Annotated in this window: 22 protein-coding genes and 2 pseudogenes; 14 read left to right on the top strand and 10 right to left on the bottom strand. The window is 66.5% G+C overall.

The window, feature by feature from the left end; genetic code table 11:
- Positions 1–76 precede the first annotated feature (76 nt).
- Positions 77–430 carry a hypothetical protein gene (locus tag ACGFIF_RS17145; protein WP_393155436.1) on the top strand — a complete coding sequence of 118 codons (354 nt, stop codon included), beginning with the start codon at positions 77–79 and terminating at the stop codon, positions 428–430.
- 109 nt (positions 431–539) lie between these two features.
- Here the strand turns inward: ACGFIF_RS17145 and ACGFIF_RS17140 are convergent.
- Together ACGFIF_RS17140 and ACGFIF_RS17135 are read right to left on the bottom strand one after the other, a co-directional pair.
- Positions 540–736, bottom strand: a pseudogene (locus ACGFIF_RS17140) (DUF4383 domain-containing protein).
- 670 nt (positions 737–1,406) lie between these two features.
- Complete coding sequence (locus ACGFIF_RS17135; protein ID WP_393155435.1) at positions 1,407–1,988, bottom strand: TetR/AcrR family transcriptional regulator; 582 nt, start codon at positions 1,986–1,988, stop codon at positions 1,407–1,409.
- A gap of 184 nt (positions 1,989–2,172) precedes the next feature.
- Between ACGFIF_RS17135 and ACGFIF_RS17130 the strand changes: the two genes are divergently transcribed.
- Positions 2,173–2,928, top strand: a complete 756-nt coding sequence (locus ACGFIF_RS17130; protein WP_393155434.1) for a GAF and ANTAR domain-containing protein — start codon at positions 2,173–2,175, stop codon at positions 2,926–2,928.
- Between the two features lie 180 nt (positions 2,929–3,108).
- Here the strand turns inward: ACGFIF_RS17130 and ACGFIF_RS17125 are convergent.
- Positions 3,109–3,602: pseudogene (locus tag ACGFIF_RS17125) on the bottom strand (DUF6879 family protein).
- A 547-nt stretch (positions 3,603–4,149) separates the two neighbouring features.
- Here ACGFIF_RS17125 and ACGFIF_RS17120 point away from each other — a divergent pair.
- Genes ACGFIF_RS17120 through ACGFIF_RS17110 form a run of 3 tightly spaced genes read left to right on the top strand, consistent with a single transcriptional unit; the run spans position 4,150 to position 8,647 of the window.
- Entirely contained in the window at positions 4,150–4,566 is a 417-nt protein-coding gene (locus ACGFIF_RS17120) for a hypothetical protein (RefSeq protein WP_393155432.1), read from the top strand.
- 9 nt (positions 4,567–4,575) lie between these two features.
- The gene (locus tag ACGFIF_RS17115) at positions 4,576–5,505 is read left to right on the top strand and encodes a hypothetical protein (RefSeq protein WP_393155431.1); all 930 of its coding nucleotides are present in this window, start codon (positions 4,576–4,578) and stop codon (positions 5,503–5,505) included.
- 58 nt (positions 5,506–5,563) lie between these two features.
- Entirely contained in the window at positions 5,564–8,647 is a 3,084-nt protein-coding gene (locus tag ACGFIF_RS17110; protein WP_393155429.1) for a CHAT domain-containing protein, read from the top strand.
- Positions 8,648–9,092: 445 nt separating this feature from the next.
- Here ACGFIF_RS17110 and ACGFIF_RS17105 read toward each other — a convergent pair whose 3' ends face one another.
- Positions 9,093–9,455: a winged helix-turn-helix transcriptional regulator gene (locus ACGFIF_RS17105; RefSeq protein WP_393155427.1), complete on the bottom strand. Its 363-nt coding sequence runs from the start codon at positions 9,453–9,455 to the stop codon at positions 9,093–9,095.
- Between the two features lie 79 nt (positions 9,456–9,534).
- Here ACGFIF_RS17105 and ACGFIF_RS17100 point away from each other — a divergent pair, with 79 nt between their 5' ends.
- Positions 9,535–10,239, top strand: a complete 705-nt coding sequence (locus ACGFIF_RS17100; RefSeq protein ID WP_393155426.1) for an SDR family NAD(P)-dependent oxidoreductase — start codon at positions 9,535–9,537, stop codon at positions 10,237–10,239.
- 244 nt (positions 10,240–10,483) lie between these two features.
- Here the strand turns inward: ACGFIF_RS17100 and ppgK are convergent, their stop codons facing one another.
- Positions 10,484–11,236, bottom strand: a complete 753-nt coding sequence (gene ppgK, locus ACGFIF_RS17095; RefSeq protein WP_393155425.1) for a polyphosphate--glucose phosphotransferase — start codon at positions 11,234–11,236, stop codon at positions 10,484–10,486.
- Between the two features lie 459 nt (positions 11,237–11,695).
- Between ppgK and ACGFIF_RS17090 the strand changes: the two genes are divergently transcribed.
- Entirely contained in the window at positions 11,696–12,847 is a 1,152-nt protein-coding gene (locus ACGFIF_RS17090; RefSeq protein ID WP_393155423.1) for a serine hydrolase domain-containing protein, read from the top strand.
- Positions 12,848–13,011: 164 nt separating this feature from the next.
- Here ACGFIF_RS17090 and ACGFIF_RS17085 read toward each other — a convergent pair whose 3' ends face one another.
- Positions 13,012–13,515, bottom strand: coding sequence for a hypothetical protein (locus tag ACGFIF_RS17085; protein WP_393155422.1), 504 nt, complete (start codon positions 13,513–13,515; stop codon positions 13,012–13,014).
- A gap of 86 nt (positions 13,516–13,601) precedes the next feature.
- Between ACGFIF_RS17085 and ACGFIF_RS17080 the strand changes: the two genes are divergently transcribed.
- Positions 13,602–14,393, top strand: a complete 792-nt coding sequence (locus tag ACGFIF_RS17080; RefSeq protein ID WP_393155420.1) for an alpha/beta fold hydrolase — start codon at positions 13,602–13,604, stop codon at positions 14,391–14,393.
- 85 nt (positions 14,394–14,478) lie between these two features.
- Here ACGFIF_RS17080 and ACGFIF_RS17075 read toward each other — a convergent pair whose 3' ends face one another.
- Both ACGFIF_RS17075 and ACGFIF_RS17070 read right to left on the bottom strand, forming a co-directional pair.
- Positions 14,479–15,474: a TolB family protein gene (locus ACGFIF_RS17075; protein WP_393155418.1), complete on the bottom strand. Its 996-nt coding sequence runs from the start codon at positions 15,472–15,474 to the stop codon at positions 14,479–14,481.
- A 150-nt stretch (positions 15,475–15,624) separates the two neighbouring features.
- Positions 15,625–16,197, bottom strand: coding sequence for a TetR/AcrR family transcriptional regulator (locus tag ACGFIF_RS17070; RefSeq protein ID WP_393155417.1), 573 nt, complete (start codon positions 16,195–16,197; stop codon positions 15,625–15,627).
- A 249-nt stretch (positions 16,198–16,446) separates the two neighbouring features.
- Between ACGFIF_RS17070 and ACGFIF_RS17065 the strand changes: the two genes are divergently transcribed.
- Positions 16,447–17,019, top strand: a complete 573-nt coding sequence (locus ACGFIF_RS17065) for a hypothetical protein (protein ID WP_393155415.1) — start codon at positions 16,447–16,449, stop codon at positions 17,017–17,019.
- A gap of 1 nt (position 17,020) precedes the next feature.
- Positions 17,021–18,478: a dihydrolipoyl dehydrogenase family protein gene (locus tag ACGFIF_RS17060; RefSeq protein WP_393155414.1), complete on the top strand. Its 1,458-nt coding sequence runs from the start codon at positions 17,021–17,023 to the stop codon at positions 18,476–18,478.
- Between the two features lie 243 nt (positions 18,479–18,721).
- Here the strand turns inward: ACGFIF_RS17060 and ACGFIF_RS17055 are convergent, their stop codons facing one another.
- Together ACGFIF_RS17055 and ACGFIF_RS17050 are read right to left on the bottom strand one after the other, a co-directional pair.
- Complete coding sequence (locus tag ACGFIF_RS17055) at positions 18,722–20,176, bottom strand: GH32 C-terminal domain-containing protein (RefSeq protein ID WP_393155413.1); 1,455 nt, start codon at positions 20,174–20,176, stop codon at positions 18,722–18,724.
- Positions 20,173–21,252: a LacI family DNA-binding transcriptional regulator gene (locus ACGFIF_RS17050; protein ID WP_393155411.1), complete on the bottom strand. Its 1,080-nt coding sequence runs from the start codon at positions 21,250–21,252 to the stop codon at positions 20,173–20,175. Before ACGFIF_RS17050 ends, ACGFIF_RS17055 begins: the two co-directional genes overlap by 4 nt.
- A 162-nt stretch (positions 21,253–21,414) precedes the next feature.
- Between ACGFIF_RS17050 and ACGFIF_RS17045 the strand changes: the two genes are divergently transcribed.
- The 4 genes from ACGFIF_RS17045 to ACGFIF_RS17030 are packed head-to-tail and all read left to right on the top strand — an operon-like array spanning position 21,415 to position 25,938.
- Positions 21,415–22,818, top strand: a complete 1,404-nt coding sequence (locus ACGFIF_RS17045) for an ABC transporter substrate-binding protein (protein WP_393155410.1) — start codon at positions 21,415–21,417, stop codon at positions 22,816–22,818.
- Entirely contained in the window at positions 22,818–23,753 is a 936-nt protein-coding gene (locus tag ACGFIF_RS17040; protein ID WP_393155409.1) for a carbohydrate ABC transporter permease, read from the top strand. Before ACGFIF_RS17045 ends, ACGFIF_RS17040 begins: the two co-directional genes overlap by 1 nt.
- Positions 23,750–24,595, top strand: coding sequence for a carbohydrate ABC transporter permease (locus ACGFIF_RS17035; protein ID WP_393155407.1), 846 nt, complete (start codon positions 23,750–23,752; stop codon positions 24,593–24,595). The genes ACGFIF_RS17040 and ACGFIF_RS17035 overlap by 4 nt, the downstream gene beginning before the upstream one ends.
- Positions 24,592–25,938 carry a glycoside hydrolase family 32 protein gene (locus tag ACGFIF_RS17030; RefSeq protein WP_393155405.1) on the top strand — a complete coding sequence of 449 codons (1,347 nt, stop codon included), beginning with the start codon at positions 24,592–24,594 and terminating at the stop codon, positions 25,936–25,938. The genes ACGFIF_RS17035 and ACGFIF_RS17030 overlap by 4 nt, the downstream gene beginning before the upstream one ends.

The following is a 25,938-nucleotide window of genomic DNA, read 5'->3' as shown; positions in this document are numbered from 1 at the left end:
ATGCCGACATCATGCCCCAGCCGAGCCCGGAGCTGCTGTCCGCATTGCCCCGCTCCCGGAGGGTCGGTACGACGCCGTGGCACGGCTCTCCAAAGGCGCAGGCACCCCCGGCGACCAGGTCGACGTCCTCGGACTGGCGATCCGCGTGCAATCAGCAGCCGACAGCGGGCCCTGGGACCTACTGCTGTCCAGCGCAGGACAAGGCCGCCTGACCCGGTGGTTGCCCGTCCCCGCCGGTGACTGGAGCACCGCGCAGTACAGCACGCTGGCGCCGTCCGAGTTCCACCACCAGTGGTTCTGGCTCATGGCTACACCCCGCGGTCCAAAGGTCGGCCACTCATCGGTGTCGAAGCTCGTCCACGACGCACCCAAGAAGTTCACCGTCGCCATCGCCGGCCGAACAGGAGCTGGCGCACTGTCGGCCGACTGACCCTGCTGACCCCGCTCACCGACATACGCGACCGCTTCGACCCGATGCTCAACTCCCCGCCCGGCTGGCAATTGGCGCCCGCGTGGCTTCGGACGATCCGGGAGATGGCCTACCAGGGCAGCCGCCGCGGACACAACGGAACGTCTCCGTGGAGCCAGTCGTCTGCGGTGTTCATCGGAACGAAGTTGGCCGAACTGGTCTGGTCGACAACGAGACCGTAGATCCATAGCACCAGGTAGACGGCTCCACCGCCGATCAGAAATGCACGGCCCCCGATGCGGTACGAGCCAACGCGAGCCCGACCACGCCGAACAGGAGGTGCACGATGTTGTGCAGCACCGACACCTGGAAGCCCCCCGCAACATCGCACCGGAATCATGGCCGGCAAACATCATCGAGCCCACTGGCGGGGCTTGCAGACCGAGAGTCGGACCAGACGCTGGAACTGTTCGGGGACGAATACACGTCATTCACCAAGGGCCGCTTCGGCACCGACCACTTCGGAGTCACAGGCAACCTCGAGCAACAACACCAGCCAACAGTTGGGCCCCGCTTGGTCTCGACAGGCGCACACCAACGGCCTGACAGGAGCCTGGTCACGAGGCCTCGTAGGCGGCGACCACATGAGGTCTACGAATCCTTGCCGTCGCCCGCGCCTCCCGGCGGAATCGCTCCGACGCTGGCGAGTGTCCGCGGAACAGGCAACATACCTTGACCGCGACCCCTCGCCCAGCACCTCGTCCGTCGCGCGATGAACCTCCCCCATCCCACCACGACCGAGGACCTCACCAAGCCGGTAACGGCAAGCGACCAGTCCCGCGCCTGCTTGCCTCACCGCAGCTCGGTACCCGCACCACAGCAACCCATGTACGCCGACCAACGTGATCCCGGCGTCTCAGTCGTATCCTTGGCACCTCGGATCACCGGCAGCCTGCGCGGCTGCCCACCCGCTGCGCTAGCCGATCGTGACTGCGGTTCAGCGGTGCTGGTCGATCAGGCTTGCTGCCATGGACTGGGCGCGGTGCGCGGCCTCGGTGTCGCCCTCGGCGGCGGACACGATCGAGCCCTTCATGAGAATGTGCCAGGACCGGGCGAACTCCTCGGGTTCTCGCAGGCCGGCTTCAGTGGCCAGCCGAGCGATGACAGTGCGGATGTTTTCCAGGTGCCGGATGCTGGCCGCTCCGAGCACGTGGCTCGGGCGCATCTCCAGTAACACGTTGACGAACGTGCAGGTGTCGAACCCGTCGCTGCGAAACCACTCGTCGAACACATCGAACACGGCCAACAGCTGTGCTTCCGGGGTGGCACCGCGCCGCCGCGCCTCGGCTTCGACCAGCCCGAGCGTCCAGAGCTGCTCGCGTTGCTCGAGTACGGCGAGGACGAGATCGGTCTTGGACGGGAAGTGCCGGTACAGCGTTGCCTTGGCGATGCCGGCCTTGGCGATGACCTCTTCGACGCCGACATCGCGTACACCGCGGCGCGAGATCAACTGGTAGGCGGTGTCGAGAATGCGTTGCCGAGGTGACTCTCTGCGTACCGCAATCCCGCTGGACGTCATACGACGCACCCTACGCTCTCGACTTCGGCCCCGATAGAAAGTAGAAAGAGCTGTCTTCCTATCTACCTGAGTGGATCGCAGTCGGAGCCTCCCGGCCTCGTCTGACCCGGGCACATCAAGCCACCGGTGTGTGCGAATCGGCATCGAGCGCAATGGAGCTACCGGTTCCGGCTTGGAGAAACCAGTGACCTTCCCAGAAGCCATCCCCGAGGATCACCCGGAAGGTGTTGCTTCAGAGCCCGGCTCTGCGATGCCTCCGAGTACCAGCTCAGCGTTCGTCCCTGACGAGGACCGGTTGGAAGACCTGGTCGTGCAGTTGCACGAGGCCCCGGACACCCAACAGACCGTCGATCGCTTCTTGTCGTTCGCCGTCGACTTCCTGGCCTGTGACCATGCGACCGTCGCGCTGAAACGCCGTACCGACATCAGGCCGGCAGCGGCAACCGACGATGCCTCCCACGTCGCACTGGCCGCACAACTCCAGCTCGGTGAGGGCCCCTGCGTTACCGCGATCCGGACCGGCTTGAGCGTTCTCGTCCCCGATACCGCCGCCGAGACTCGCTGGCCGGAGTGGACCCGCCGGGTCACCGCACGCGGCCGCTCGACCTTCAGCATTCCTCTCACCGTGGCCGGCTCGACCTTGGGCGCCTTGAACCTGACCGGTGAACACCCGCACACCTTCGACGCTGACGACATCAGAGCAGCCCGCCTGGCGACCTACGGCGCGGTGGCGATCGCCTCGGCACAACAGCACGAGTCCCTGCTTCAAGCAGTCGAAGCAGGGAAACGGACAGGTCAGGCCGTCGGCATTCTCAGGGAACGATTCACCATCGACGAGGTCCGTGCCTTCGAGATCCTGAGGCGCTACTCCCAAGACAACAACACCAAGCTGCGCAACGTCGCCCAGCATCTCCTCGACACCGGCCACCTCCCCGACTGAACAGCACCACATCTGAGACCTTCGGTTCGTGCCAGCCACACGATGACGCGAGTGCCCGTCCGGTGAGGCCGGCGGCCTTCCGGATCTCACCGATACAGGCGCCAAGTCACTCTTGGCCTTCTGGGCATTCGAAACGCGGGAGGTGTCGGCAACGACCTCTTGTCAGCTCGGTTGGTACTCCTAGTGCGGGACCGCTCGACCCCACACAGCGTCGAACGATGCTACGCACAACTTGGCCAGCTCGGGATCGTCGGCGAGCTCTTCACCCACCCATGTCCCAATGCCGTCGCGGAAATTCCAGAGCACAACTTGCTCGTCGAACACCAGAGATCGTTCGGCGGGACCAGCGGACTGGCCGTCCGCTGCAGCCAACGCACCTGCTCGAGTGCGGCGATGTTGCGCGGCTCGGTGACGTCGTACTCGAACTGCACGTACTCACTGATCGGCTCCGACACGATGCAAGCGCGCCGGACCTCTGCGCCTCTGCTGGTCGTGTCGCGCACGACCTCATGGAAAGCCTTCCAGCGCTCGGCCGGATCGAAATGATTGCCCGCCTTCCGCTCGTTCCAGTCCGGATCCTCCGGTTCGCACAGATCGCGGGACTCGAGGCGCAGCGCGCTGCGCTGATCCGCACAGAACAGTTGGAAGGGCTCGCAGATCCCGCTGGCCGTCACCACGGGTGGTCGGACGCGCGGCAGCGCGCAAGGCGCGGGCGGTAAGCCCGCAGGTCGCCGGCGATAGCCCGGCAGGGGTGTGCTGCACTCTCGGTCGCCGACCGTGAGCCACGGCGTGATCCGGCCAGCCGACGATCTTCGCCGTGCCACCGACTGGATGGGCTAGTTGCGCTGGAGGTACTCGTCGGTCTCACGCAGTTCAGGGCGCTGAACGGCCAGGCGACGAAGGAGGGTTCGAGCGCCTTGGCGCCATCTGACGGCGGCCAAATCTGCTGGACGGGTGCTCCTGGTGAGAGCTTCCAGCAGCAGACGCTCTCAGCGCACCTGTTGCCGAAGTCTCGACAAGGCCCGATCGCGCGAGCACGGTGGTGCTTGGGGGAAGGAATTGTGGCCTCATCGACGCTTGATTTCGGGTCCGCCATACAACTCGGCGACCACCCGGGAGAGCCTGGCCGAGCCGCGACCGAGGGTCGGGGCTCGATTCAGTCTTGGTCGTTCCTTGCCGAAAGGATGCATCGCCAATACTGATAGGCCGAAGGGGGATCGCATGGATGAAGTTGGCGTGTTGGAGGCGGCCCGGGCGATGCGACCGTACATGACTCAATTGGTGGGTCCAACCCTCGGCCGCGACCTCGACCGACAGATTGCGATTCTGCTCAACTCTGACGTCAAGGAAGACGAAAGAGCGCGCGCGCTGGTCTCGCTGATGCGGTCCAACGAGACGACAGAGGACTTCTTGACCGAGGTGCTCGCCGACGCCCCCGATTACCGTCCACCCTCACTCCAGCCGGCTGAATTGCTCCGAGGAGGGGCCGACTACCGGGCGCTGGCCGGCGACACAGAGCCGGTGCTGCACGTCGGCAAGTACATCTGCGTAAGCGGCGACTACGTCTGGTACCGACCGGCTGTCGGCACGCGAATCCCTGCCTGTCCGACCCACGCGTCGGCCTTGGTCCGGAACTGAGGTGGAGACGTGCTGTCCGCCTTCTGGGAAGGGGTCAATGGCAAGTTCGCCGACCGCTGGGCGGCGGTGGCCGGGCCCGCGCTGGCGTACTGGCTAGGAGGGTTGCTTACTTGGGCCTACCACGGTGGCGGCCTGTATCGGCTCAGCGAATTGACCACTTGGCTTGACCGTCAGTCCACCGTCGCGCAGTTGGCCGTCCTCCTGTGTGTGCTGGTGGGCGTGTTGGCCTCCGGGGTCATCGTGGACCGATTGACCTTTCCGGCGCTGCGGCTGCTTGAGGGCTACTGGCCGGGCTGGCTTTCAGGGGTTCGAGGCTGGCTGATCAGACGCAGGCAGGATCGCTCCAAGGCCGAGAACGCCGAATGGCAGCAGCTCGCGGCAGTCGTAATGGGGCAGCCGGAAATTGCGACACCAGAGCAGTTGGCCGCCTTCGTGCGCCTCGACTCGGAGCGCCGCCGCCAACCTAGCAACCCAAATCGGTACCTGCCTACCCGGATTGGCAACATCCTCCGCGCCGCGGAGTCATTGCCAGGCGACAAGTATGGCTTGGATGCCGTCGTAGTCTGGCCGCGGCTATGGCTCCTGCTGCCCGACACTCCCCGAAAGGAAGTGCAGGCCGCCCGCGCTTCTCTCGACGCTGGCGTCGCCGCCACCATTTGGGGCCTGTTGTTATGTGCCTTCACCGTCTGGACACCCTTGGTTATCCCTGTTGGCTTGACCATTGCCGTCGCCGCCGCTTGGTTCTGGATACCCGCCCGCGCCAAGATCTTCGGCGATCTGCTCGAAGCCGCCTTCGACCTGCACCGCACCGAGCTTTACCGGCAACTGCGCTGGCCACTTCCCACGGATCCGAGACAAGAACGCATCCAGGGTGAACGACTGACCAGCTACCTGTGGCGCGGCTCCGACGACGCCGAGCCCCCATTCACTCCATCGTGAACCAAGAGGCGGACGTCGACAGGTTGCCCGCCAGGTTTGCGCCCGAGGGGGGACCGGCATGATCAATGAGCAGATCGCGGCGCTGCGCGCGCGGCTGACGAGATTCGAGTCCGGCGACGTGAATGCTGTGCTCACTCAGGGTGCCGTCGATGAAATGGTGGCCCTGGTGGGACCGGTGCCTGATCTCTCTGTTGAACCTGAGGTCTGTTCTACTGTGGGGTGGCTGTGCTGGTACCGCTACCTTGCGGGATCGCCTGAGTCTGATCATGCGGACCTTGCGTTCGCTCTCGTCTGGCTCTTCCAGGTATACCAATCGCAGCCCGAGTCAGTTCCAGAACCTGTGCGCGAGTTCTTCGATGGCATCCCGCCACAGGCTGGGGATACTCCTTGGGTACGGGCGTCCCAGGCCGCGCGCTTCTTCGGTGACTCCCTCACGGCCGGCCGTGGACCCAAGACGTCGGCCTCCCGGGGAGCCAACTTTGTATCGATGGCCCTAAGCAGCGCAGACCCCATCCTGCTAACGGCTGCCATTGACCGCCTAGAGAACGCTCTGATCGCAATTCCCCGAGACAATCCCGATCATGCCGGCTACCTGGCCAACCTCGGGGCCGCGCTCCTGAGCCGCTACGAGATTCTGGGCGGCCGGGTCGATCTAGATCGAGCAATCGAGGTCGGCGAGGCCGCGCTGGTCGCCTCGCCACCCGGCCATCCCGACCTGTGCTCAATCCTTTCAAACCTCGGGACGTTGCTACAGGCGCGCCACGAGCTTACGGGTCGGTTGAGCGACCTGAACCGTGCCGTTGAAATGAGCAAGGCCGCGCTGGCAGCTCTTCCGTCCGGCTCTTCCGAGCGCATGGGCGTCCTGGACAACCTTGCGACCGCACTGTCGCACCGCTATGACCGCGTCGGTGGACTGGACGACCTGAATCGTGCAGTTGAAATGAGCGAGGCTGCGCTCGACGCCGCCCCATCGGACTCCGCCGGCCGCGCGGGCGTCCTTGCCAACCTCGGGACAAGGCTTCGGGTGAGGTATGACCGGTTGGGTGCTCTGGCCGACTTGAACCGGTCTGTCGACCTGCTGCAGCAAGCCGTCGCCGCTACTCCACCTGATTCCGCTAGCAGGGCCCAGTTTATGACCAACCTCGGCATGGCAATTTGGCGCCGCTATACGCGCCTGCACGGGCTGGCCGATCTGAATCTAGCAATCGAGATCGACGAGGCAGCGGTGGCCGCTACCCCGTCGGACTCTCCTCATCGCGCTGGGGTCGTGTCCAACCTAGGTTTGGCCCTAACTTCCCGGGCCAAACTCACAAAAACTGCGTCGGATGTGCAAATCGCGATTGCGGCGTGGAAAGAGTCGGCAGGTCAGTCAACGGCACCGGCGACAATACGAGCGCAAGCCGCTCGCGAATGGGGTCGATTCGCGGCCGTTGTACAGGATTGGCCCTCAGCAATTGAAGGCTTCGAGGCAGCAATTGGACTTTTGGCTCGGGTGGCGCCACGCAGCATGCAACGATCGGATCAGGAGTACTGGTTAACGGGCTTCGCGGGGCTTGGTGCAGAGGCGGCAGCTTGCTGCCTGCAAGCCGGCCGGGTCGAAAGGGCGGTCGAGTTGTTGGAGCAGGGGCGCGGGGTACTCCTGGGGCAGGCGCTGGACACGCGCACCGAGCTGACCCAATTGACTGAGCATCATCCACAACTCGCCACTGAGTTCGTTCGTCTGCGTGACGAGCTCAACCGCTTGAATGTGCCAGATGTGCGAAAGTCGCACACTTTGGATACGATCAGCGAGGGCGACTCAGACTTGGCATCGCAGACCGTCGAGAGTGCCATGATTGACCTGCGACGACGGGCGGCCGAGCAGTTTGACCAGGTGGTGGCTGAGATCCGATCCAAGCCTGGCTTCGCAGCGTTTCTGTTGCCTGTACCTATTAGGGAACTCTTGCCTGTTGCGAGGCATGAGACCTTCGCGCTCCTGAATGTGACGGATATCCGCTCCGATGCGCTGCTCCTGACCTCGGATGGGGTGCAGGTGGTGCCACTTGCAGAGGTGACGCCCGGGGCGGTCGAGCATCATGCTGTACAAGCTCTCTCGATGCTGGAAGTCGCGCAGGACGCCCTTAGTGGTCCCGAACTGAGGAACTGGGCCGAGGCAGAGTTCTCTCGCATCCTCGGATGGCTATGGGACACCATCGCAAGCCCAGTGCTTGAGCGATTAGGGATCGCTGCCTCGCCAGGTGGCACAGCCTCGCCAACTGTCGCAGCCTCGGCAGCTGTCGCGGAGGCAGAGGCTTTGTGGAGGTTGTGGTGGTGCCCATCAGGGTTGCTGACACTTCTTCCGTTGCATGCTGCAGGCCACCACACCACGCGTTTCGACGATGCTCCGGCGACAGTCTTGGATCGCGTCGTGTCTTCCTATACGCCGACCCTGCGAGCACTGTCGCAAAGCAGGCGATCGACCCGGAACCGATCCGACCGCACTGCAGAGACTCCGATGCGCTACGTGTTAGTGGCAATGCCGCACACGCCGGGCAAACCGGACCTGCCTGGGACAGTGGACGAGGCCAACCTGCTGCGCGGTTGGTTCCCAGACGCGTTCTCAGTTCTACACGGCGTGCTGCGTCCGGAGGAGGCTGCGCATCTCGGGCTGGAGCCCACCAGTGGCCTGCAGCCGGACGCAACACACGAACGGGTTCTTGCCGCGTTGTCGGGAAGCGCCTGGGCTCACTTCGCTTGCCACGCCGTCTCTGACATCAGGAACCCATCAGCTAGTCACCTGCTGCTTGCCGACTACCAAACCCATCCCCTGACCGTGCTCGACCTGACTGGGCTGCACCTTGATAATGCGGACCTGGCCTACCTGTCCGCCTGTGCGACTGCGAGCACCGGACCCCATCTCGCCGACGAATCAATCCAGTTGGCGGCCGCCCTGCAGTTGGCTGGGTATCGCCATGTCATCGCCACCCTCTGGCCCATCGCCGACCGGACCGCGGTCCGTGTCGCCAAGGACGTCTACTCCGCAATCGCCGACGGTGGCGTTGACGCGGCGCCCATGGCCCTTCACCGAAGCATCCGTCGCCGCCGCAACCTGAATCCTGACCTCCCCTCCACGTGGGCCGCTCACATACACACAGGCGCGTGAGACGATGTGCAATCGTCAGCTGGACTTGTCGGTTCTGCGCTTCTGAATCCATTCCGCAGCAGGGCGGAATGTCCCGTTGTCACGGGAAGTCCCAGCCGAGGCGTTGTCCCAGCGCCAACGATCCGGTGGATTGGACGGGCCATGGCTGGTCGATCCTTCCGGCCATGGTCACGAGCCGCGGCAGAAGGCGTCCGCGATCGCCGGATTGACACTGGAGATGACGACCAGATGATCCGCAACCCACCGATCGAGATCGATGCGTACCTCGGTCGGCGAATCGTCGGCGGCGACAAACGATGGCAGGCTCGGCCGCACCGGGACCCTTGAGCCCTGAGCCTCGTGGAGCGCGGCCTTCGGGCGCCTGGTTCCGGGAGGACGTCATCGGCTCAATCCGCCACCGTGGGACGAGACGGTCCGAATTCATGCGCGGCCTCCTTGAGTTGCGCTACTGGTGACCATGCCGACGGGCTCGGGCTGCCTCGATGTCGGGGACGTGCTGTTCGGCCCAGAGCCGCACGGCGCGGAGCGGGACGAGCAGGGAGCGGCCCAGCGGGGTCAGGGCGTATTCGACCCGAGGCGGGTTCTCGTCGTACTCGTGCCGGCTGATCAGGCCGTCGGCTTCCAGGGAACGCAGGGTTTCGGTCAGGACCTTCGGGGTGATGCCCTGGACGTGCGCCTTCAGGTCGGTGAAGCGGCGAGGTCCGTCGTCCAGGGCGTTGACGACGAACACGGTCCAGCGGGCTCCGATGCGATGCAGCACGGTGCGGCTCGGGCAGGTCGCTGCCATCACGTTGTACGCCTTGCCCACGGGTGCTCCCAGTTCCGTTGAAGATACCGGTATCAAATCCATACCGTTGCACCCGATCCTACGAGAGGGAGTGAGACACATGGAGCGGATCCTGGTCATCGGCGGTGCACGGGCGCTCGGCGCGGCCGTGGCAAGGCGTGCGGTGAAGGACGGGTACGAGGTAGTTGTCGGTGCGCGTGATCTGGCCGCGGCCGACGTGCTGGCCCGCGAGATCGGCGCCACCGCGGTACGGATTGATCTGCAGGACGAGTCGACGATCGCGGCCGCGGCGGATCGGCTGAAGCATGGAATCGATCACCTCGTGACGAGCGGTTCGGCGCCGCACGACGTTCGTGCGACCGAGCTGGATCGCGACAAACTGCTGGCTGCGTTCACGGCGAAGGTGGTCGGGCCCATGCTGGTCGCGAAGCACTTCGCCTCGGTATTGCGGCCGACTGGATCGATGGTGATGTTCTCCGGCGTCGTCGGCTGGCGGCCTGGGCCGGGCTCACTGGTCAAGGGGATCACGAACGGCGCGGTCGAGTACGCCGCGCGCCACCTGGCGGCGGATCTCGCTCCGGTGCGGGTCAATGCCATCTCGCCGGGTGTTGTGGACTCGGGCGCATGGGATCGCCTTGGTGACAACAAGGCCGGGTTGCTGAGCAAGAGCGCGGCCGGCACCTTCGTCGGACGCTACGGCGAGACCGAGGACGTCGTCGACACAGTGATGTGGCTCCTCCGTGCGGGCTTTATCTCCGGCGAGACGATCCACATCGAGGGCGGCGCCCGCCACAAATCCGCCTGATGTCCAGTCGCGGTGTGGAGAACGCCTGTCGCCGCTTCCGCAGGCACGCAAAGCACTGCATGACGACGTCACCCCCACCCGATAGTCGGCTACATGGAAGGCATTGTTACGAAGGTTCAAGGGAACATACGTACGTCGACTATCGTGAATCTGACGTCATGCTTGGGCGGATCACGGTGCGACCTTCCGACGACGGTACGGCGGGCGAGCCGCCACCGATGCCAGGCGCCGGGTTGTAGTCGGCCTACTCGGCGAACTTCTCGTGCGCGGCCATCGCCGCGCCGACGATGCCGGCGTTGTTGAGCAGCTGAGCCGGCTTCACCGGGGTGGAGATCTCGAGCAGCGGCACCCACTTGTCGGCGTGCTTGCTGACCCCGCCGCCGACCACGAACAGGTCGGGGGTGAACAGGTTCTCCACGTGCCGAAGGTATCGCTGCACCCGCTTGGCCCACTGCTTGTACGACAGGCCCTCGTTGTCCTTCGCCGCCGAGGAGGCCTTCATCTCCGCGTCGTACCCGTCCAGCTCGAGGTGACCGAGCTCGGTGTTGGGCACAAGCTGGCCGTCGAGCAGCAGCGCGCTGCCGATACCGGTGCCGAAGGTGAGCAGGATGACCACGCCGTCGACGCCTTTGGCCGCGCCGAACCGGGCCTCGGCGATGCCGGCCGCGTCGGCATCGTTGAGCACGGTCACGTCGCAGTGGGTGATGTCGGTGAAGACCTTCTCGACATCGGTCCCGATCCAGCTCTTGTCGACGTTCGCGGCGCTCCTGGCCACCCCGTTCTTGATCACGGCCGGGAACGTCGCACCCAGCTCACCGATCCACCCGGCCTGCTCGACCAGCCGGGCCACGACCGCGGCGACGGGCTCCGGCGTGGACGGGTTGGGCGTCAGGTACTTCACCCGCTCCGCGGCCAGGTCGCCCGTCTCCAGGTCGACGATGGCGCCCTTGATCCCGCTGCCGCCGATATCGACCCCGAAAGCGGTCGACGTCCTCATCCTGGGCACCTGATCTCTCCCCTCGCCCGCAGTTGCCGCACCGAGTCAGCGTCCTCGCCGGCGTCGAGCAGATCAGCACGGCCGGCCACCGACGCGTATCGTCCACACATACTCGCCAGCCTGCCACGCGCCCCGGACGCCGTCAGCGATGCCGGCGGAATCACTCCCGTCCGGCGCCTCCGCGCCCTGGCACAACAAGCAGCGATTCGCACGTCATCCCTCTGCTGTCGTACGGGGTCAGCCGTTCCGGAAACGACCGTTGGCCGAACGCGGTCCAACAGTGATCCGGGCCCTGTTCCAGCTGCCACTGCGACCGCGACCCTGCTGCAACCGACACCCGCCCAGGTACCGCCGCCGAGCTGTGCTCGGCTGATGGCGTGCCGTGTGAAGGGGTCGGTTGACCCTGACCTGCCCGATCTGGCACTGCGGCCGGATGGGTTTTGGTGGCATCATCGAAGGATGAGGTGGAGCGCAGCCGCCCTCCTGGTGATTGCGCTGGTGGGATGTTCTGGTGGGGGAGAGAAACCGGCAGCCGCACCGAGCACGCCTGCCACGATGCAGGCATTCCCGGAGCCGGGGACGGCGACACTCGACCCGGAAAAAGCCAAGGTTTTGCAGGCAGTTGTCGACGTGGCGGCCGCGTCCCCCGACGTCCCAACAGGTTCGCGGGGTGTGACAGCTGCGGTGGTCACCGATCGCTGGACGTGGTCAGGAGCGGCCGGAACGGACGTCAAGGGTACGGCGTTGCGTCCGGACACGAGTATGGCTGCCGCGAGCATCATGAAAACGTTCGTCGCGGCCGAGGCGATGCTGCTCGGCAAGGCCGGCAAGGTCGCCCTGGACAAGCCGATCTCGACGTACGTGCAGCACAAGCTGACCGCGAACAACGCGACCGTCCGTCAGCATCTGTCGATGACGTCGGGTGTTCCCGACTTCGGGGACGACGACTACCGCGAGCTGGACAAGGCGGTCGCAGCGGCGCCGGGCAAGCATTGGACGCGCGAACAGGCGCTGTCGTACCACACCGCGAAGATCGGAGCGCCAGGCAAAGACTCCGGTTACAGCAACGCCAGCTATGAGCTGCTGGGCCTGCTGATAGAGAAGGTGACCAGTCAGCCGCTCGCCGGCGTACTCCGTCGCGATCTGGCCACACCGGCTGGGCTCGAACACGCCGCGTTCCAGGACGGGGAGAAGCCGCAGCCGCCGGTGGCTGTGGACGACAACGACTCCTGCGGCGCGCCGGACGGCTACCTACCGTGCCGCGCGTTGGCGAGCGCGATGGCGGCGGCGGGTGGGCTCGCAGCCGACGCGCCAACGATCGCGCGCTGGGGGTACCAACTGTACGGCGGCCGCGTGCTCCCGCCTGACCTGGTCAGCCAGATGACGACCAAGGGTGACGCGCCCTACGGGCTGGGCACGGAGTTGTACCCGGATGAGCTCGCGATCGGCGCGGCGTACGGTCATTTCGGTGACAATCCCGACCACACCAGCCTGCTGGTCGTGGTCCCGGCGAAGAAGCTCGCGGCCGCGATGATCTTTGCCGATGGCGGCAGAGATATCGGCAAGCCCATGATCGGCCTGACGATCGCCCTTGAGCCCATGCTCAAGTGACTCGGCAGCGGCGTACCCGGGCACTGGGTTCGCCGCGGCCGAGGTGAGCTGGGTCGCGCGCCCCGGGTGACCCCGGCCCAACGCCGCGGCCGGAGTTCAACCCGCACCAGTTCGTACGACGCGCGATGACCTCGGACAGGGAATGGGGACCTCGGACCACTCATTCAGCGGGATCGGGGCTCGGGTCCGGTGGACGTGTAGAGGTCGAGGGTGATTCTCGGATCGTTCAAGTGGTTGATGGCTTGGATCAGAGTGTTGGCGTGTTCGTGGTTGCGGTCGACCAGCAACTGCAGCCGGTTCGCGCGGTAGTCGACGCCGCCGCCGATGCCCGAGGCGCCGGCCCAGGCGGTCTGATGCTCGAGGATTCGGGCGGCGAGTTCCCCCAACTCCAGAGCGGAGTACTGAACCTGCACGAACATCACGCGCAACCACGTTGGGCTCGTGACCAGCAGCAGGAGCCGCGCTTGCTGAAGGGCGTCCTCCGTCGTCATCTGGATCGTCAGCGTCGACGTCGACGCATCCCACAGCATGCCCCCGTCGTATGCCTGCAAATGCTTCAGCGTGGCGCGAACCCGATCCCGCTCCTCCGAGTACCTGGCGTCGCCCGTCACGTCCAACGGCAGCCACTCCTGCGCGCCGGTCCCCTTGGGGTCATCAACAGCCGCCACAACTGGATGCTAGGCAGGATCTACAGCAGGAACCAGTAGTGACCCACAGCCTGGGTGCGCGCGTGTTTGCGCTATTGTCCGCAACCATGTTCGGCGTGCGAGGCAGGACGGCCCATCTGGCGTGGTACCGGACCGATGAGGCGGCGGCCGAGGTCGCCTTCCTGCACGGCTTCTCAGACTCTGCGCAGTGCTGGGAGCCACTGATCGGCGCGATGCCTGGGATTCGGGCTCTCGCGATCGATGCGCGCGGGCACGGCGAGTCCGGGCTGCCAGAGGAACCTCTCCGCTATGCCGCACACCGCGACGATGCCGCCCTCGTGCAGTCGAGCCAGCCCCGTGACGGCGGGGTGGTCGTGGTCGGCCACTCGATGGGCGCGATGTCGGCCGCCTACCTGGCCGCGTCGAGGCCGGACCTGGTCCGCGCGGTTGTGCTGGAGGACCCGCCGACCGGACAGCCGCCTGCCGGCCAACAGGACCATTCGTGGTCCGTGCCGAGTTGGCTCGCGGACCTCCGAGTACTCGATCTGCCGGCACGGATCGCGCGGGGCCGATCCGAGGACCCCGACTGGCCCGATGACGAGCTCGAGCCCTGGGCCGTGTCGAAGGCGCAACTCAACCCGCATCTGTTCGATCTGCCGTTCCACGAAGCGGACCCGCTGACCGACCTGCTGGCCGCGATAACGTGCCCGGTCGTGCTGATCCACGGGGACACTGAACGCGGCTCTCTGATCTCCACCGAGTACGCCGAGCGCTGCGCCCGAGCGGCGGCCGGCGAGTTCCGGGCGGTACACATCGCCGGTGCCGGCCATTCGGTGCGCCGCGACAACCGCCCGCAGTACCTCGCGGAACTCACCACGTTCCTCGACCGGTACCGCTGAGCATCGGCGCACCGGCGCCGAGCGCGTGAGAGAGGTTGCCGGCGGAGTCGCTGGGTGTCTCGACGAGTTCACGGTTGCATGCCGGCTATGACGAACTGGGGGTCGCCGGGTTGCCGGTTGGTTGCCAGGCTGGCTGGCCGTCGAAGCCGGGTGCTCGGGTCAGAGCCCGGCTTGCACCGGTCTCGACATCAACGACGTAGACGTCCCACGAGCCCGCTGCGTCGGAGTAGTACGCGAGCGATCGGCCGTTCGGCGACCATCTTGGCCGTTCCTCTGACGCCGACTCGGCGACGACAGAGCGCTGTCCGGTCCCGTCCGCGGCCATGACCGCGATGTCGAAGCCGGCCGGCGTCACGACGTTGTACGCCAACTGCGAGCCGTCGACGGTCCAGGCCGGGTTGATGCCGCGGACCGGCTGCGGGAGGAGCGGCTGTTCGACGCCGGTGTCCGGGTCGACCGCGCGGAGCTCGGGCGCGCCGCTGCGCGTGGTTGCGAAGCCGATCCGCGATCCGTCCGGCGACCATTGCGGCTTGTCGTCCAGCCCGGGCGAGTTCACCAACTGCCGGACGTTCGAGCCGTCGACGTCCAGTACGAAGATGTCCCAGTCGCCGTCCCTGTTGGAGCTGAAGGCCAGTCGTCGTCCGTCCGGCGACCAACTCGGGTAGAAGTTCGCGGCCGCGTCGCGGGTGATCTGGGTCAATCCCGTACCGTCTGGGGAGATCAGGTAGATGTCGCTCGCGCTGGGCGACCCCGCGTTGAACGCCAGGCGTCGCCCGTCCGCCGACCAGGCCGGGTGCGAGACCGGCGGCAGTTCCTTGGTCAGCCGCCGCACATTCGAGCCGTCTGCCTGCATCAGGTAGAGCGCGTCGGTGCCCTCACGATCGGAGACGAAGGCAATGACCCCGCCTGCGTGCGTGGTCGGCGACTGCGGTGAACCCGGCTGCGGCGACGCTTGCTGCGGTGGCCCCGGCTGCGACGCCTGGGGTTCGGGCGTCGACGTCGTGCACCCGAGCGCCGTGCACCCGAGGGTCCCAACCAACAGCGCGCCGCTGAGCAGCCGCTGCCCGTGGACTGTCCGCACGACCTGAGCGTCGCGGTCGACGCTACGGCCCGCCAAGAAGCGGCGCGCTTCCGTGTCCGAACCGTTGCGGTCGGACCGGCTGCAAGGTTCGCGGGCGATACTGCCAGCGCGTCCGAGACAGGATCAGGTAACGCCGAGTCCGGCGGGATTCTAGAAGTCTGGTTGCAGACGGCTGCGGTACTTGAGGAGTCCTTCGATCCCGCGGAGGAATGTCTCGCTGACGGGTTTCGGATCGGTCAGGCAGCCGGCGGCCATGGCGCCGTCTCGCAGCATGATGAAGTGCCGCGCGGCGGGTTCTGGGTCGGGTTTTCCGGTGTCTGAGAAGAGCTCGGTGATCGTGGCCAGAAACCACTGTCGGTGCCTGAGGACCGCCTGGTGGACCGGATGGGTCGGGTCGGGGTACTCGGCGGCGGCGTTGAGGAACGCGCAGCCCCGGAAGCCTGGGCTCTGAATGTCGTTGGCGATGGACCGACCGACAGTTCGAACGATGTCGTCGGGGGATGCGTCCTGAGTCCGCGCGGCATCCACGCGTGCGCGGATTGCCTCGTCGGCTTGGGTCAGGTAGGCGACGACGAGGTCGTCCTTGCTCGGGAAATGCCGGTACAGCGTGGCGCGCGTCACCGGTGCGGCAGCGATGACGCGGTCGATGCCGACGGCGTGCAGGCCTTCGGCGTAGAAGAGTTCACTAGCCGTGTTGAGCAGCCGGGATCGTGCTTCCGACATCCGCCTCCCCATCTCTCGAAGTACTGCGTCGAGACTAGCAGACAGAACGGTCGGTCTTGACATCGCCATCGGCCTCCTGCACGATCAGGTGTACCGATCGTTCTGTCTACCAATTCGGTCTCGCCGTCCCGTCGAGTTCGACTCCTCCGAAGCCGCGCCAGGCATCGTCCCGTGCGTGCTGGGAGGGCCGGCAGCCAGGTGACACCGGGCGGGATCATCCACCGCTTCATTCATCGAGAAAGGGACCTGATGTCCAGCTCCATCGACACCGGCACTGTGCCTGATGCCACCAGCACCACCGAAGGGCTGCGGAAGCTGTACTACGTCCGCTTCGGATTCGCCGTCATCTGGGCGGGTCTGCTTGCCCTGACCGCTTCAACGCTCAATCCGGCGAGCATCGTCCTGTTGGTGATCTACCCGCTGTTCGACGTCGCCGCGGCCGTGATCGACCTCCGCTCCTCGGGTGCCGCACGTCCGAGAGTGCCGCTGTACATCAACATGGCGCTGAGTCTGGTCGCCGCCATTGGGTTGGCCGTCGCCGTCACCTCCGGCATTCCCGATGTCCTGCGGGTGTGGGGCGTTTGGGCGATCACCGCGGGCGTCGTCCAATTGATCGTCGCGATCTTGCGCTACCGGCTCGGTGGCCAGTGGGCGATGATCCTCAGCGGCGGAATCTCCACCCTCGCCGGGACCAGCTTCATCCTGCAGGCCGGCGGGGAGAACGCGTCGGTCACCGCCATCGCCGGGTACGCGACGCTGGGCGGCGTCTTCTTCCTGATCTCGGCGATCCGTCTGCAGCGCCGCGCAGCCAAGGCGAATTGACATGACGAACACGAGCCAAGAGGTCACCGTCGATGTGGTGATCATCGGCGCCGGCCCGGTCGGTGAGAATGTTGCCGATCGGGCGGTGCAGGGCGGCCTGAGTGCGGCGATCGTGGAGCGCGAACTCGTCGGCGGGGAATGCTCCTACTGGGCCTGCATGCCGACCAAAGCACTGCTCCGCGACGCAGCCGCGGTACGCGCTGCTCGCGCGCTGCCGGCCGCCGGCCAGGCAGTGAGCGGCGACCTGGATGTGGCCGCGGTGCTGGGCCGGCGTGACCGATTCGCGTCGGACTGGAGCGACACCGGCCAGGTCGAGTGGCTGAACCACGCAGGGATCACCCTGGTCCGCGGGCACGGACGCATCACCGGCACCCGGACCGTCACGATCACCGACCCTGATGGCACGACCACGGTGCTGCAGGCGCGCCATGCGGTCGTGATCGCCACTGGCAGCAGCGCCCGGATGCCGCCCATTCGAGGACTGGATGACGTGGCACCGTGGACCAGCCGGGAAGCCTCGTCCGCTCGGACCATTCCCGATCGATTGGCGATCATCGGCGGCGGGGTCGTCGGATCCGAAATGGCCACCGCGTTCAACGCTCTCGGCTCGCAGGTGACACTCATCTCCCAGACCAGGCTCCTTCCCGGGGTGGAGCGCTTCGCCAGTGACCATGTAGCCGCTGCTCTCCGGACGGCCGGTGTCGTAGTCCACCTGGACGTCGACGCCACCGAGGCCCGACGGGACAACTCCGGCACCGTGCACCTCACCATCTCCGACGGCACGACCGTGGCCGCCGACGAAGTCCTCGTCGCCACCGGACGCACACCGAACACCAAGGACCTCGGCCTGGACCATCTCGGTCTCACCCCCGGAGACTGGCTGGACGTCGACGACGCCCTCGCTGTCGTCGACGACGACGGCAAGCCGGTCGACGGAGGCTGGCTGTACGCCGCGGGGGATGTGAACAAGCGAGCCCTGCTCACCCATCACGGCAAGTACCAAGCCCGCGCCCTGGGCGACGCGATCGCCGCGCGAGCCCACGGCGAGACGCTCGACCTGAGTGCGTGGGGACGCCATGCGGTCACCGCCGACGAACGCGCCATCACGCAGGTGATCTTCACCGATCCCGAAGTCGCCGCCGTCGGTCTGTCCGCAGAGGCCGCATCGGCGGCCGGCATTGGCATCCGGGTCGTTGACCACGACCTCGGGGCGGTCGCCGGCGCAGCGCTGCATGCGGACGGCTACCGCGGCCAGGCCCGCATGATCATCGACGAGGACCGCAACATCCTGATCGGCTTCACCGCGGTCGGGCCCGATGTCGCCGAACTGCTGCACGCTGCCACGATCGCCATCACCGGCGAGGTCCCGCTGAACCGCCTCTGGCATGCGGTCCCCGCCTATCCGACCATCAGCGAAATCTGGCTCCGTCTCCTCGAGGCCGACGGCCGCGACCGCTAGCCGCACAGTGGTAGCCGGCGGACAGCAGTCAGAGGAGCGGAGGTTGGCCGACCCAGCAGCCTCGACGTCCACCGACCCCTTGTAGGTGTGGACTTCTCGCCTCGTCAGAACTCGTAGCCGCAGTAGGACCACGCCGTCGTCGAAGGCGGTGGCCTCGAGCAGCTTCAGGTTTCGTCGGTCGTCGATGAGGGCCTGGTCGTCGACGTACGGCCAGGAGTCCTTGGACTGGGCAGGCTTCTGGGGTCAGCTCGGGTGGCGCGGGGCTGCGGTTAGGTTGAGGGGGGCGATGGCGCCGTCGGTGACGAACAGGGCCAGGTGGCCGTGTCTGTGGTCGTACAGGCGGAAGCTCATGGCGACTCGGTGGTCGACGACGACTTGGCCGGTCGTTCCGTCGAGGAGGACTTGGACGGTGTGGCGGCCGGGTGGGAGTGGGCAGGGGCGCTCCAGTTCGACCGCGTGGGGGACATCGCCGTCGGCCTGCCACTGCGCCGGGCCGGTGCGCCCGCGTGGCCAGCGGTCGAACACGATCCGCTCTCGTTGAGGTTCGATCCTGATCACGGCGGCCTCCTCTCCGTCTGCGCTGGAATGCAGGAGGAGTCCGAACGCCTGCGTGTCCGCGGCGACGTCGACAGTGAGCTCGACCAGGCATCGATCGGGCAACCTGTCGCCGATCCACGCAGCATACCGATCGGCCGCCCCCTGGCCGGGTTCGGAAGCCGCGCCGTCGAGCGGTTTCAGAGACACCGGACGCTTGTCGGGGTGTGCCTCGACGATCTCCGCCGGCAGCGCGAAGGCGAGGCTGCCGTCGTCCTCCTGACGCGCCTCCAGGACCGCGAGCCCTCCGGCCCATTGCCACGCGCCCGCGTCGGATTCCCCTTGTTTCGTGGGGATCCAGCCGACGAAGAAGCGCCGCCCCTGATGGGCGACCGACTTGGTCGCATAGAACGCACGCCCGTCGACGGTGTCGCGACTCCGAGCCTGCCACGGGCCGTCCGGCCGGCGGGCTACGCGGTAGCGCGTCTGGAACGCATCGCTGAACTCGGAGTACACCAGGTACCACCAGCCTCCCCACTCGAAGACGTCAGGACATTCCTGGGTGATGAAGCGGTGTGGCTCCCACAGCGGCTCCGCGAGCGTCCAGCGCTCCAGGTCCCGCGAGGTCAGCCGGGCGACGACACCGGAACGCCGATCCAGACCATTGGCGTGCCGCGCCGCCAGCACCATCTGCCACGGCTCATTGGGGGCCGACCGGAACACGAAGGGATCTCGCCAGTCCTGAGGCAGGTATCCCGGCGGCGCACCAAAGGTGTGTTCGGGCTGCTTCTTCCACTGCGTCGGATCACCGTCACTGGTCGCGTGGCACACAACCTGGAAGGCGCCATCCGGCGTACCGCGGCGTGGGTTGTGGCCCGTGTAGAACAGGTGCAACTGGTCGCCGTCGGCGATCACGCTCCCGGTGTAGCAGTCGAAGTCGACGGCGTCCCTGTCTCCGCCCGGCAGTACGACGCCATGGTCGGTGTAGTGCACGAAGTCGGTAGTCGACACCAGGGCCCACGGCATCCCGCTCGGGCCCGCTGTCGGGTCGTCCGGACGCTCGTCCAACAGGTAGAACAGCCAGATTCGACCGGCATGGCTGAAGGGGATGACGTCACCGACATAACCACTCGCAGGACGCCAATGGAGGGCGTTGTCACTCATGGGCGGCGCCCTGCCTCCGGACCTGGGCGCGGCCGGCGGCGACGCCGTGGCGGGTCGCCCACCGACTCCCGTTCGATCAGTTCACAGTCGACGACGACCCGGTCGGGCGCGCCATCGGGATCTGCGAGCAGCAGTTCCCCTGCCCGGCGGCCGAGCATCAGGTGGGGCAACGCGGCGGTGGTCAGCCGCGGGCGGACCTGGTCCGCGACATCGGGCTGATCGTCGAAGCCGACGACGCTGACGTCCCGCGGGCAGTCCAGCCCCAAGGAGTGCAGCGCCATCAGCGCTCCGATCGCCATCCGGTCGTTTCCGCAGACCAGGGCGGTCGGGCCGTGCTCGATCACCACCTCGGACGCGAGATCGTAGCCCGACCCGATCGAGTAGTCGCCGAACCGATGCACCAGGTCGGCCGGACGCAGACCGGCCTCCCGGGCAGCGTCGGCGAAACCACGTCGGCGTTCCTTGCAGGCGTAGTCGTTCCGCGGACCGCCCAGGAAGGCCACCTCGCGATGTCCCCGGGTGAACACCGATGCCGCCGCCGCTCGACCGCCGCCGTACTCGTCGGCGAGCAGGACAGTGTCGGCCGAGCCCTCCTCCGGCCAGCAGTTGACGAAGATCGTCCGGGTCCCGTCGAGGCGCGGGCTCCGGTGCAGCGGCTCGGGCGACAGCGAGGCGTACATGATCGCCGCGACGCCCTGCGCCACCAGACTCGCGACTGCCCCGTCACCCTGGTCCGGGTCTCCCGTCGTGTCGACGACCATGCACACATAACCGGCGGGCTGAACGACCTGCTGGAGGCCGAGCACGATCAGACCGGCGTACGGCTGCGAGACGATCCCGTTCGTCACCACGCCGACGGTGAACGACCGGTTCGACCGCAGCAACTGGGCGGCCCGGTTGGGCACGAAGTCCAGTTCGGCAGCGGCCTCGAGCACCCGGCGCCTGGTCTCCTCGGCGACCGAGACGTCGCGGCGGTCGTTCAGGACGAACGAGACGGTGGGCTGGGACACGCCCGCGCGGCGCGCGACGTCGGTCATCGTGATGCGCCTCGGCCGACCGGCCGGCTGCTTCGCCATGATCCCCCTTCACGGAGAGCGGCGTCGTCGCCGCGGTCGCACCACTGAATATCACAAGACGGGCCAATACGTATTGACCCCACGCTACACCGCTGCTACGTTCCCCAGTCAATACGTATTGGGTGGAGCGTCGGCCCACTCAGCGGTCAAGGAGGCAGACCCATGACAGGCAGCAATTCCCCCGGTCGCTCGATCGCTCGCCGTACCTTGCTGAAGGCTGGGGCCGGTGGCCTCGGGCTGGCGGGGCTGGCCGATCTGGCCGCCTGCAGCAGCAGCGACGGCTCGTCGTCGAAGAAGCTGAAGATGCTGTTCTTCGGCGACCAGGCACAGGCCACCGAGCTGCAGAAACGGTTGCAACCGCAGATCAGCAAGCTGGACCCGGGCATCTCGTTCGAGATCGCGGCCATCAACGGCACCGACTGGAACGACTTCCTCGCCAAGGTGCTGACCCAGATCGCGGCCGGCACCCCGCCGGACATCATCAGCGTCGCCACCGAGGGTCTTCAGCTGATGGCGTCCAAGGAGCTCGCGGTCCCGCTCGACGACTACGTCACCAAGGACCTGGACGCTCTGAAGGGCTACTTCAGCGACATCCACCCGGCGCTGGTCGAGTCGATGATGTACCAAGGCCACCTGTGGGAGCTGCCCGACAGCTTCAACGCCGGAAACATGTTCTACAGCACCGGGCTGTTCCAGCGTGCCGGCGTCGCTCCGCCCAGCGAAGACTGGACGCTCGACGACTTCGAGGCGGCGGCGACCAAGATCGCCAAGTTCAAGGGCATCAACGCCTTCGGCTGGGTCGTGCGCCTCTGGGGCAGTTGGACGTCGTTCATGTACGCCAACGACGCCAACCTCCTCGAGGAGGGCAAGTACGACGGCGGCGACTGGCTGTGGAGCAAGGCGTACGCCGGTAACCCGGCCGCGGCAGGTCGTCAGGGCGGCTGGAAGTGGGGCGCCCCGACCGCCAACTCCGCGGGCACCGTCGAGGCTCTCGAGTACATGATCGAGCTGACCAAGAAGAGCCTCTCGCCGTCGCCCGACGTCGGTGGCGGCGGCACGCTGCAGGGCTTGTTCGCCTCGAACCGGATCGGCATGTCGATCGGCGGCGGGTTCTGGGCCGGCGGCCTGACCAATGCGGGGATGAAGAACGGCAGCTTCGACGTCACGATGTTCCCGAAGTGGAAGAGCCAGCGGCACCTGTTCGGTGCGGGCGGGTACGCGATCTTCAAGTCCTCGAAGAAGAAGGACCTCGCCTGGGAGGTCCTGAAGTTGCTGGTGAAGCCCGAGTCGTTCGACCTGGTCTTCCCCGGAAACGTGACGACCCCCGGCCGCAAGTCCCTGGTGACGGCCGAGCGGTACGCGAAGACCGGCCCACAGCACTGGTCGGTGTTCTACGACACGCTGACCAAGCACCCCGAGACCGCGCCGATCCCGGCTCCGCCGTACTACAACGCCCTCGCGACCGCGCTCAACCAACGCACCACCCAGGCGATCTCCTCCGGCAACGCCAGGGCGGCCCTCGACGGCCTGCAGGCCGACCTCGAGAAGGCCGCGGGAGCCAGCTGATGTCCGCCGCCACCGCAGAAGTGCAGCAGGCCACCATCACGAAACCTCGAGGACATCCGTTGTCCCACCGGGAAGCTCCCTTCGGCTTCGCGATGATCGGACTGTCCGTCCTGTTCGTCGCGGTGTTCACCGCCATCCCGATCGTCGCTTCGCTGGCCTTGTCGTTCTTCTCCTGGGATGTCATCTCGGCACCGGAGTTCGTCGGACTGAAGAACTACCAGCGGTTGTTCGACGACGGCCCGGTGCTCAAGTCCTTCGGCGTGACACTCGGGATGTCGCTCGCCATCGTCGTACTCCAGTTGACCATCGGCCTCGGCCTGGCGGTCCTGGTGAACCAGCGCAAGCTCGTCGGGGTCCGGACCCTCTTCCGGACCGCGTTCTACCTGCCGTTGCTGGCGTCGACCGCCGCGGTGTCGATCTTCATGGGCTACCTGTTCGACTACAAGTTCGGTGTCGTCAACTACTATCTCGGGCTGATCGGGATCTCGAACATCCCCTGGCTGACCAGTGGATTCGGCGCGGCCACCACCATCGTGCTCATCACGGTGTGGCAGCAGGCGGGGTTTACCTTCGTCCTCTTCGTCGCCGCCTTGATGTCGGTACCCACGGACGTCCTCGAAGCCGCACAGATCGATGGCGCCGGAGCCTTGCGCACCCTGTTCCGGATCAAGATCCCGCTGATCAGCCCGACGATTCTGTTCGCCGCGGTCGTTGCCCTGATCAACGCGATGCAGCTGTTCGACCAGCCGTACATCATGACCAAGGGCGGGCCAGGGTCGTCGACCACGACGGTGACGATCTCGATGTACCAGAAGGGGTTCCAGGACCTGCAGTTCGGGTACGGCTCGGCGATCGCCATCGTCCTGCTCGCGGCGATCCTGATCATCACCGGGTTGCAGTTCCTCGCGGCACGGAAGTTGGTGTTCTACCAATGAGCACGACGCACAGTACTTCGACGATCGGCCGGATCGGGCGGATCGCCGGCATCGTGGTGCTGATCCTCGCGGCGATGATCGCGCTCGGCCCGTTGCTCTGGACGGTGACCACGTCGCTCCGGACGCCGGCCGAGGCGTTCAGCAACCCTCCGCAGTGGATCCCGTTGAACCCGGACTTCTCCAACTACAGCGCGGTCTTCGACCAGATCCCGATCGGCCGGTTCTTCCTCAACAGCGTGATCGTGACCGGGCTGATCGTGGTCGGCCAGACGATCACGTGCACGCTGTCCGGCTATGCGTTCGCCATGGTCAGCTTCCCCGGCCGCTCGGTGATCTTCGGCATCTTCCTGGCGACGCTGATGGTGCCGCTGCAGACGATCATCATCCCGGTGTTCGTGATCATCCGGTACCTCGGCCTGTCGGACAGCCCGATGTCCTTGGTGGTGTCGGCGCTGGGCAGCGCGTTCGGCACGTTCCTGATGCGGCAGTACTTCATGCAGATGCCCAAGGAGCTCGGGGAGGCGGCCCGGATCGACGGCGCCGGCCACTTCCACACGTTCCTGCTGGTGTACGCCAAGATGGCCGGTCCGGCGATCGCCACCCTCGCGATCCTGAACTTCTCCGCCTTCTGGGCCGAGTTCTACCGGCCGCTGATCTTTCTGCAGACCCAGGACAACTTCACCCTGCCGCTCGGCCTGGTCGGCCTGCAAGGAAACCTCGGCACCGGATCGATCTCGGTGGTGCTGGCCGGCGTCGTACTCGCCATCCTGCCGAGCGTAGTGCTGTTCATCTTCGCCCAGCGGTACTTCATCGCAGGCATCACGACAGGAGCATCACGGTGACCCGAACGCAGTCCGCCCCCCGGTCAGCCGCGGCTGTGGCGCACCTCCGCCCCCGCTTCCACGTCCGGCTACCCCGCGGATTCATCAACGACCCGAACGGCCCGATCGAGTCGGGCAGCGACGTACACCTGTACTTTCAGTCTCGCCCGACGCTCGACCTCGACGTACCGGTCGAATGGGGGCACGCCACCTCCTCCGACTACGTGCGGTGGGCCCTGCACAGGCCGGCGATCGCTCCGCTGCCCGACGGGCCGGATCGTGACGGCTGCTGGTCCGGCAACACGGTGCGAGACGGCGACCGAATCCGCGCCTTCTACTCAGGAAGGGTCGAAGGCCTTCCCTACCAATCGGTGCTCACGGCTGTCTCCGACGATGGCGGCAACACCTTCGGACGCCCCCACCAGGCGATTCCCGACCCGCTGCCGTCCGAACAGGCGATCATGTTCCGGGACCCGTTCGTCTGGCATGAGGACAACGCGTGGTGGATGGCTGTCGGTGTCGGGTACGCCGGTCGGGGCGCGGGCATCGCACTGTACCGATCGACCGACCTGCAGGACTGGACCGCTGAAGGGGCATTCGCAGAGCTGCCTCGAAGCCAGGCAGCCGGCGAAGACACCGGGGCGGCCTGGGAATGCCCTCAGGTGCTCACCATCGACGGACGCCGAATGGCCGTTGTGTCGTCATGGTCGCCAGAGGGAGGTCCTGGCCAGGTTCTGTCGTTCGACGTGAGCGCCCCGGCGAACCCGCACCGTGTCGACCACGGCACCAACTTCTACGCGGCCTCGGCACTGCGCGACAGCCGATTCGGGCCTCTGCTCTTCGGCTGGCTGACCGAAGGACGCGACAGGCCAGGCTGGACCGACGGATGGGCCGGGGCAATCTCACTCCCCCGGGTCGTCTGGGTTGGTGCGGACTCTTCACTACGGAGTGCACCAGTCCCAACTATCCAAACCCTCCGCACAGGCGCCGCATCACCCGCTGACGGCGCCTCGACCAGCCCGCAGTGCGAGATCGAGATCCCGGGCGGATCTGGACGAGTCGTCGTACAGTTCGGCGACCAGGAGCGACTCGAGATCGAGCTCGACGCGGCGACGAACACACTCACGGTCGACCGCAGTTCGGCCAGCCTCGCCCCCCACGCCCACCAGGGACGAATGCAGGTGACGGACGCATTCGACCCAACGTCAGACCGCCCAGCCGCCCGGATCTTCCTCGACGGCTCGGTCGTCGAGGTCTTCACCAGCTCCGGTCGCGTCCTCAGTACCCGGGTCTACCCGACCACCCCACCGCCCTGGAGAATTGAAGCACCCTCAACCGCCCGCCACTGGTCATTGGCCCCTTGA

This window comes from Kribbella sp. NPDC049174, from assembly GCF_043197365.1.
Lineage (GTDB): Bacteria > Actinomycetota > Actinomycetes > Propionibacteriales > Kribbellaceae > Kribbella.
This window is presented reverse-complemented; position numbering and strand designations above follow the sequence as displayed.

Bases quoted from the DNA above. Each gene is read 5' to 3' on its own strand.
- ACGFIF_RS17060 (WP_393155414.1), top strand. From the start codon at position 17,021: ATGACGAACACGAGCCAAGAGGTCACCGTCGATGTGGTGATCATCGGC.
- ACGFIF_RS17035 (WP_393155407.1), top strand. From the start codon at position 23,750: ATGAGCACGACGCACAGTACTTCGACGATCGGCCGGATCGGGCGGATC.
- ACGFIF_RS17055 (WP_393155413.1), bottom strand. From the start codon at position 20,176: ATGAGTGACAACGCCCTCCATTGGCGTCCTGCGAGTGGTTATGTCGGT.
- ACGFIF_RS17120 (WP_393155432.1), top strand. From the start codon at position 4,150: ATGGATGAAGTTGGCGTGTTGGAGGCGGCCCGGGCGATGCGACCGTAC.
- ACGFIF_RS17050 (WP_393155411.1), bottom strand. From the start codon at position 21,252: ATGGCGAAGCAGCCGGCCGGTCGGCCGAGGCGCATCACGATGACCGAC.
- ACGFIF_RS17070 (WP_393155417.1), bottom strand. From the start codon at position 16,197: ATGTCGGAAGCACGATCCCGGCTGCTCAACACGGCTAGTGAACTCTTC.
- ACGFIF_RS17045 (WP_393155410.1), top strand. From the start codon at position 21,415: ATGACAGGCAGCAATTCCCCCGGTCGCTCGATCGCTCGCCGTACCTTG.
- ACGFIF_RS17080 (WP_393155420.1), top strand. From the start codon at position 13,602: ATGTTCGGCGTGCGAGGCAGGACGGCCCATCTGGCGTGGTACCGGACC.
- ppgK (WP_393155425.1), bottom strand. From the start codon at position 11,236: ATGAGGACGTCGACCGCTTTCGGGGTCGATATCGGCGGCAGCGGGATC.
- ACGFIF_RS17040 (WP_393155409.1), top strand. From the start codon at position 22,818: ATGTCCGCCGCCACCGCAGAAGTGCAGCAGGCCACCATCACGAAACCT.
- ACGFIF_RS17110 (WP_393155429.1), top strand. From the start codon at position 5,564: ATGATCAATGAGCAGATCGCGGCGCTGCGCGCGCGGCTGACGAGATTC.
- ACGFIF_RS17065 (WP_393155415.1), top strand. From the start codon at position 16,447: ATGTCCAGCTCCATCGACACCGGCACTGTGCCTGATGCCACCAGCACC.
- ACGFIF_RS17100 (WP_393155426.1), top strand. From the start codon at position 9,535: ATGGAGCGGATCCTGGTCATCGGCGGTGCACGGGCGCTCGGCGCGGCC.
- ACGFIF_RS17135 (WP_393155435.1), bottom strand. From the start codon at position 1,988: ATGACGTCCAGCGGGATTGCGGTACGCAGAGAGTCACCTCGGCAACGC.
- ACGFIF_RS17090 (WP_393155423.1), top strand. From the start codon at position 11,696: ATGAGGTGGAGCGCAGCCGCCCTCCTGGTGATTGCGCTGGTGGGATGT.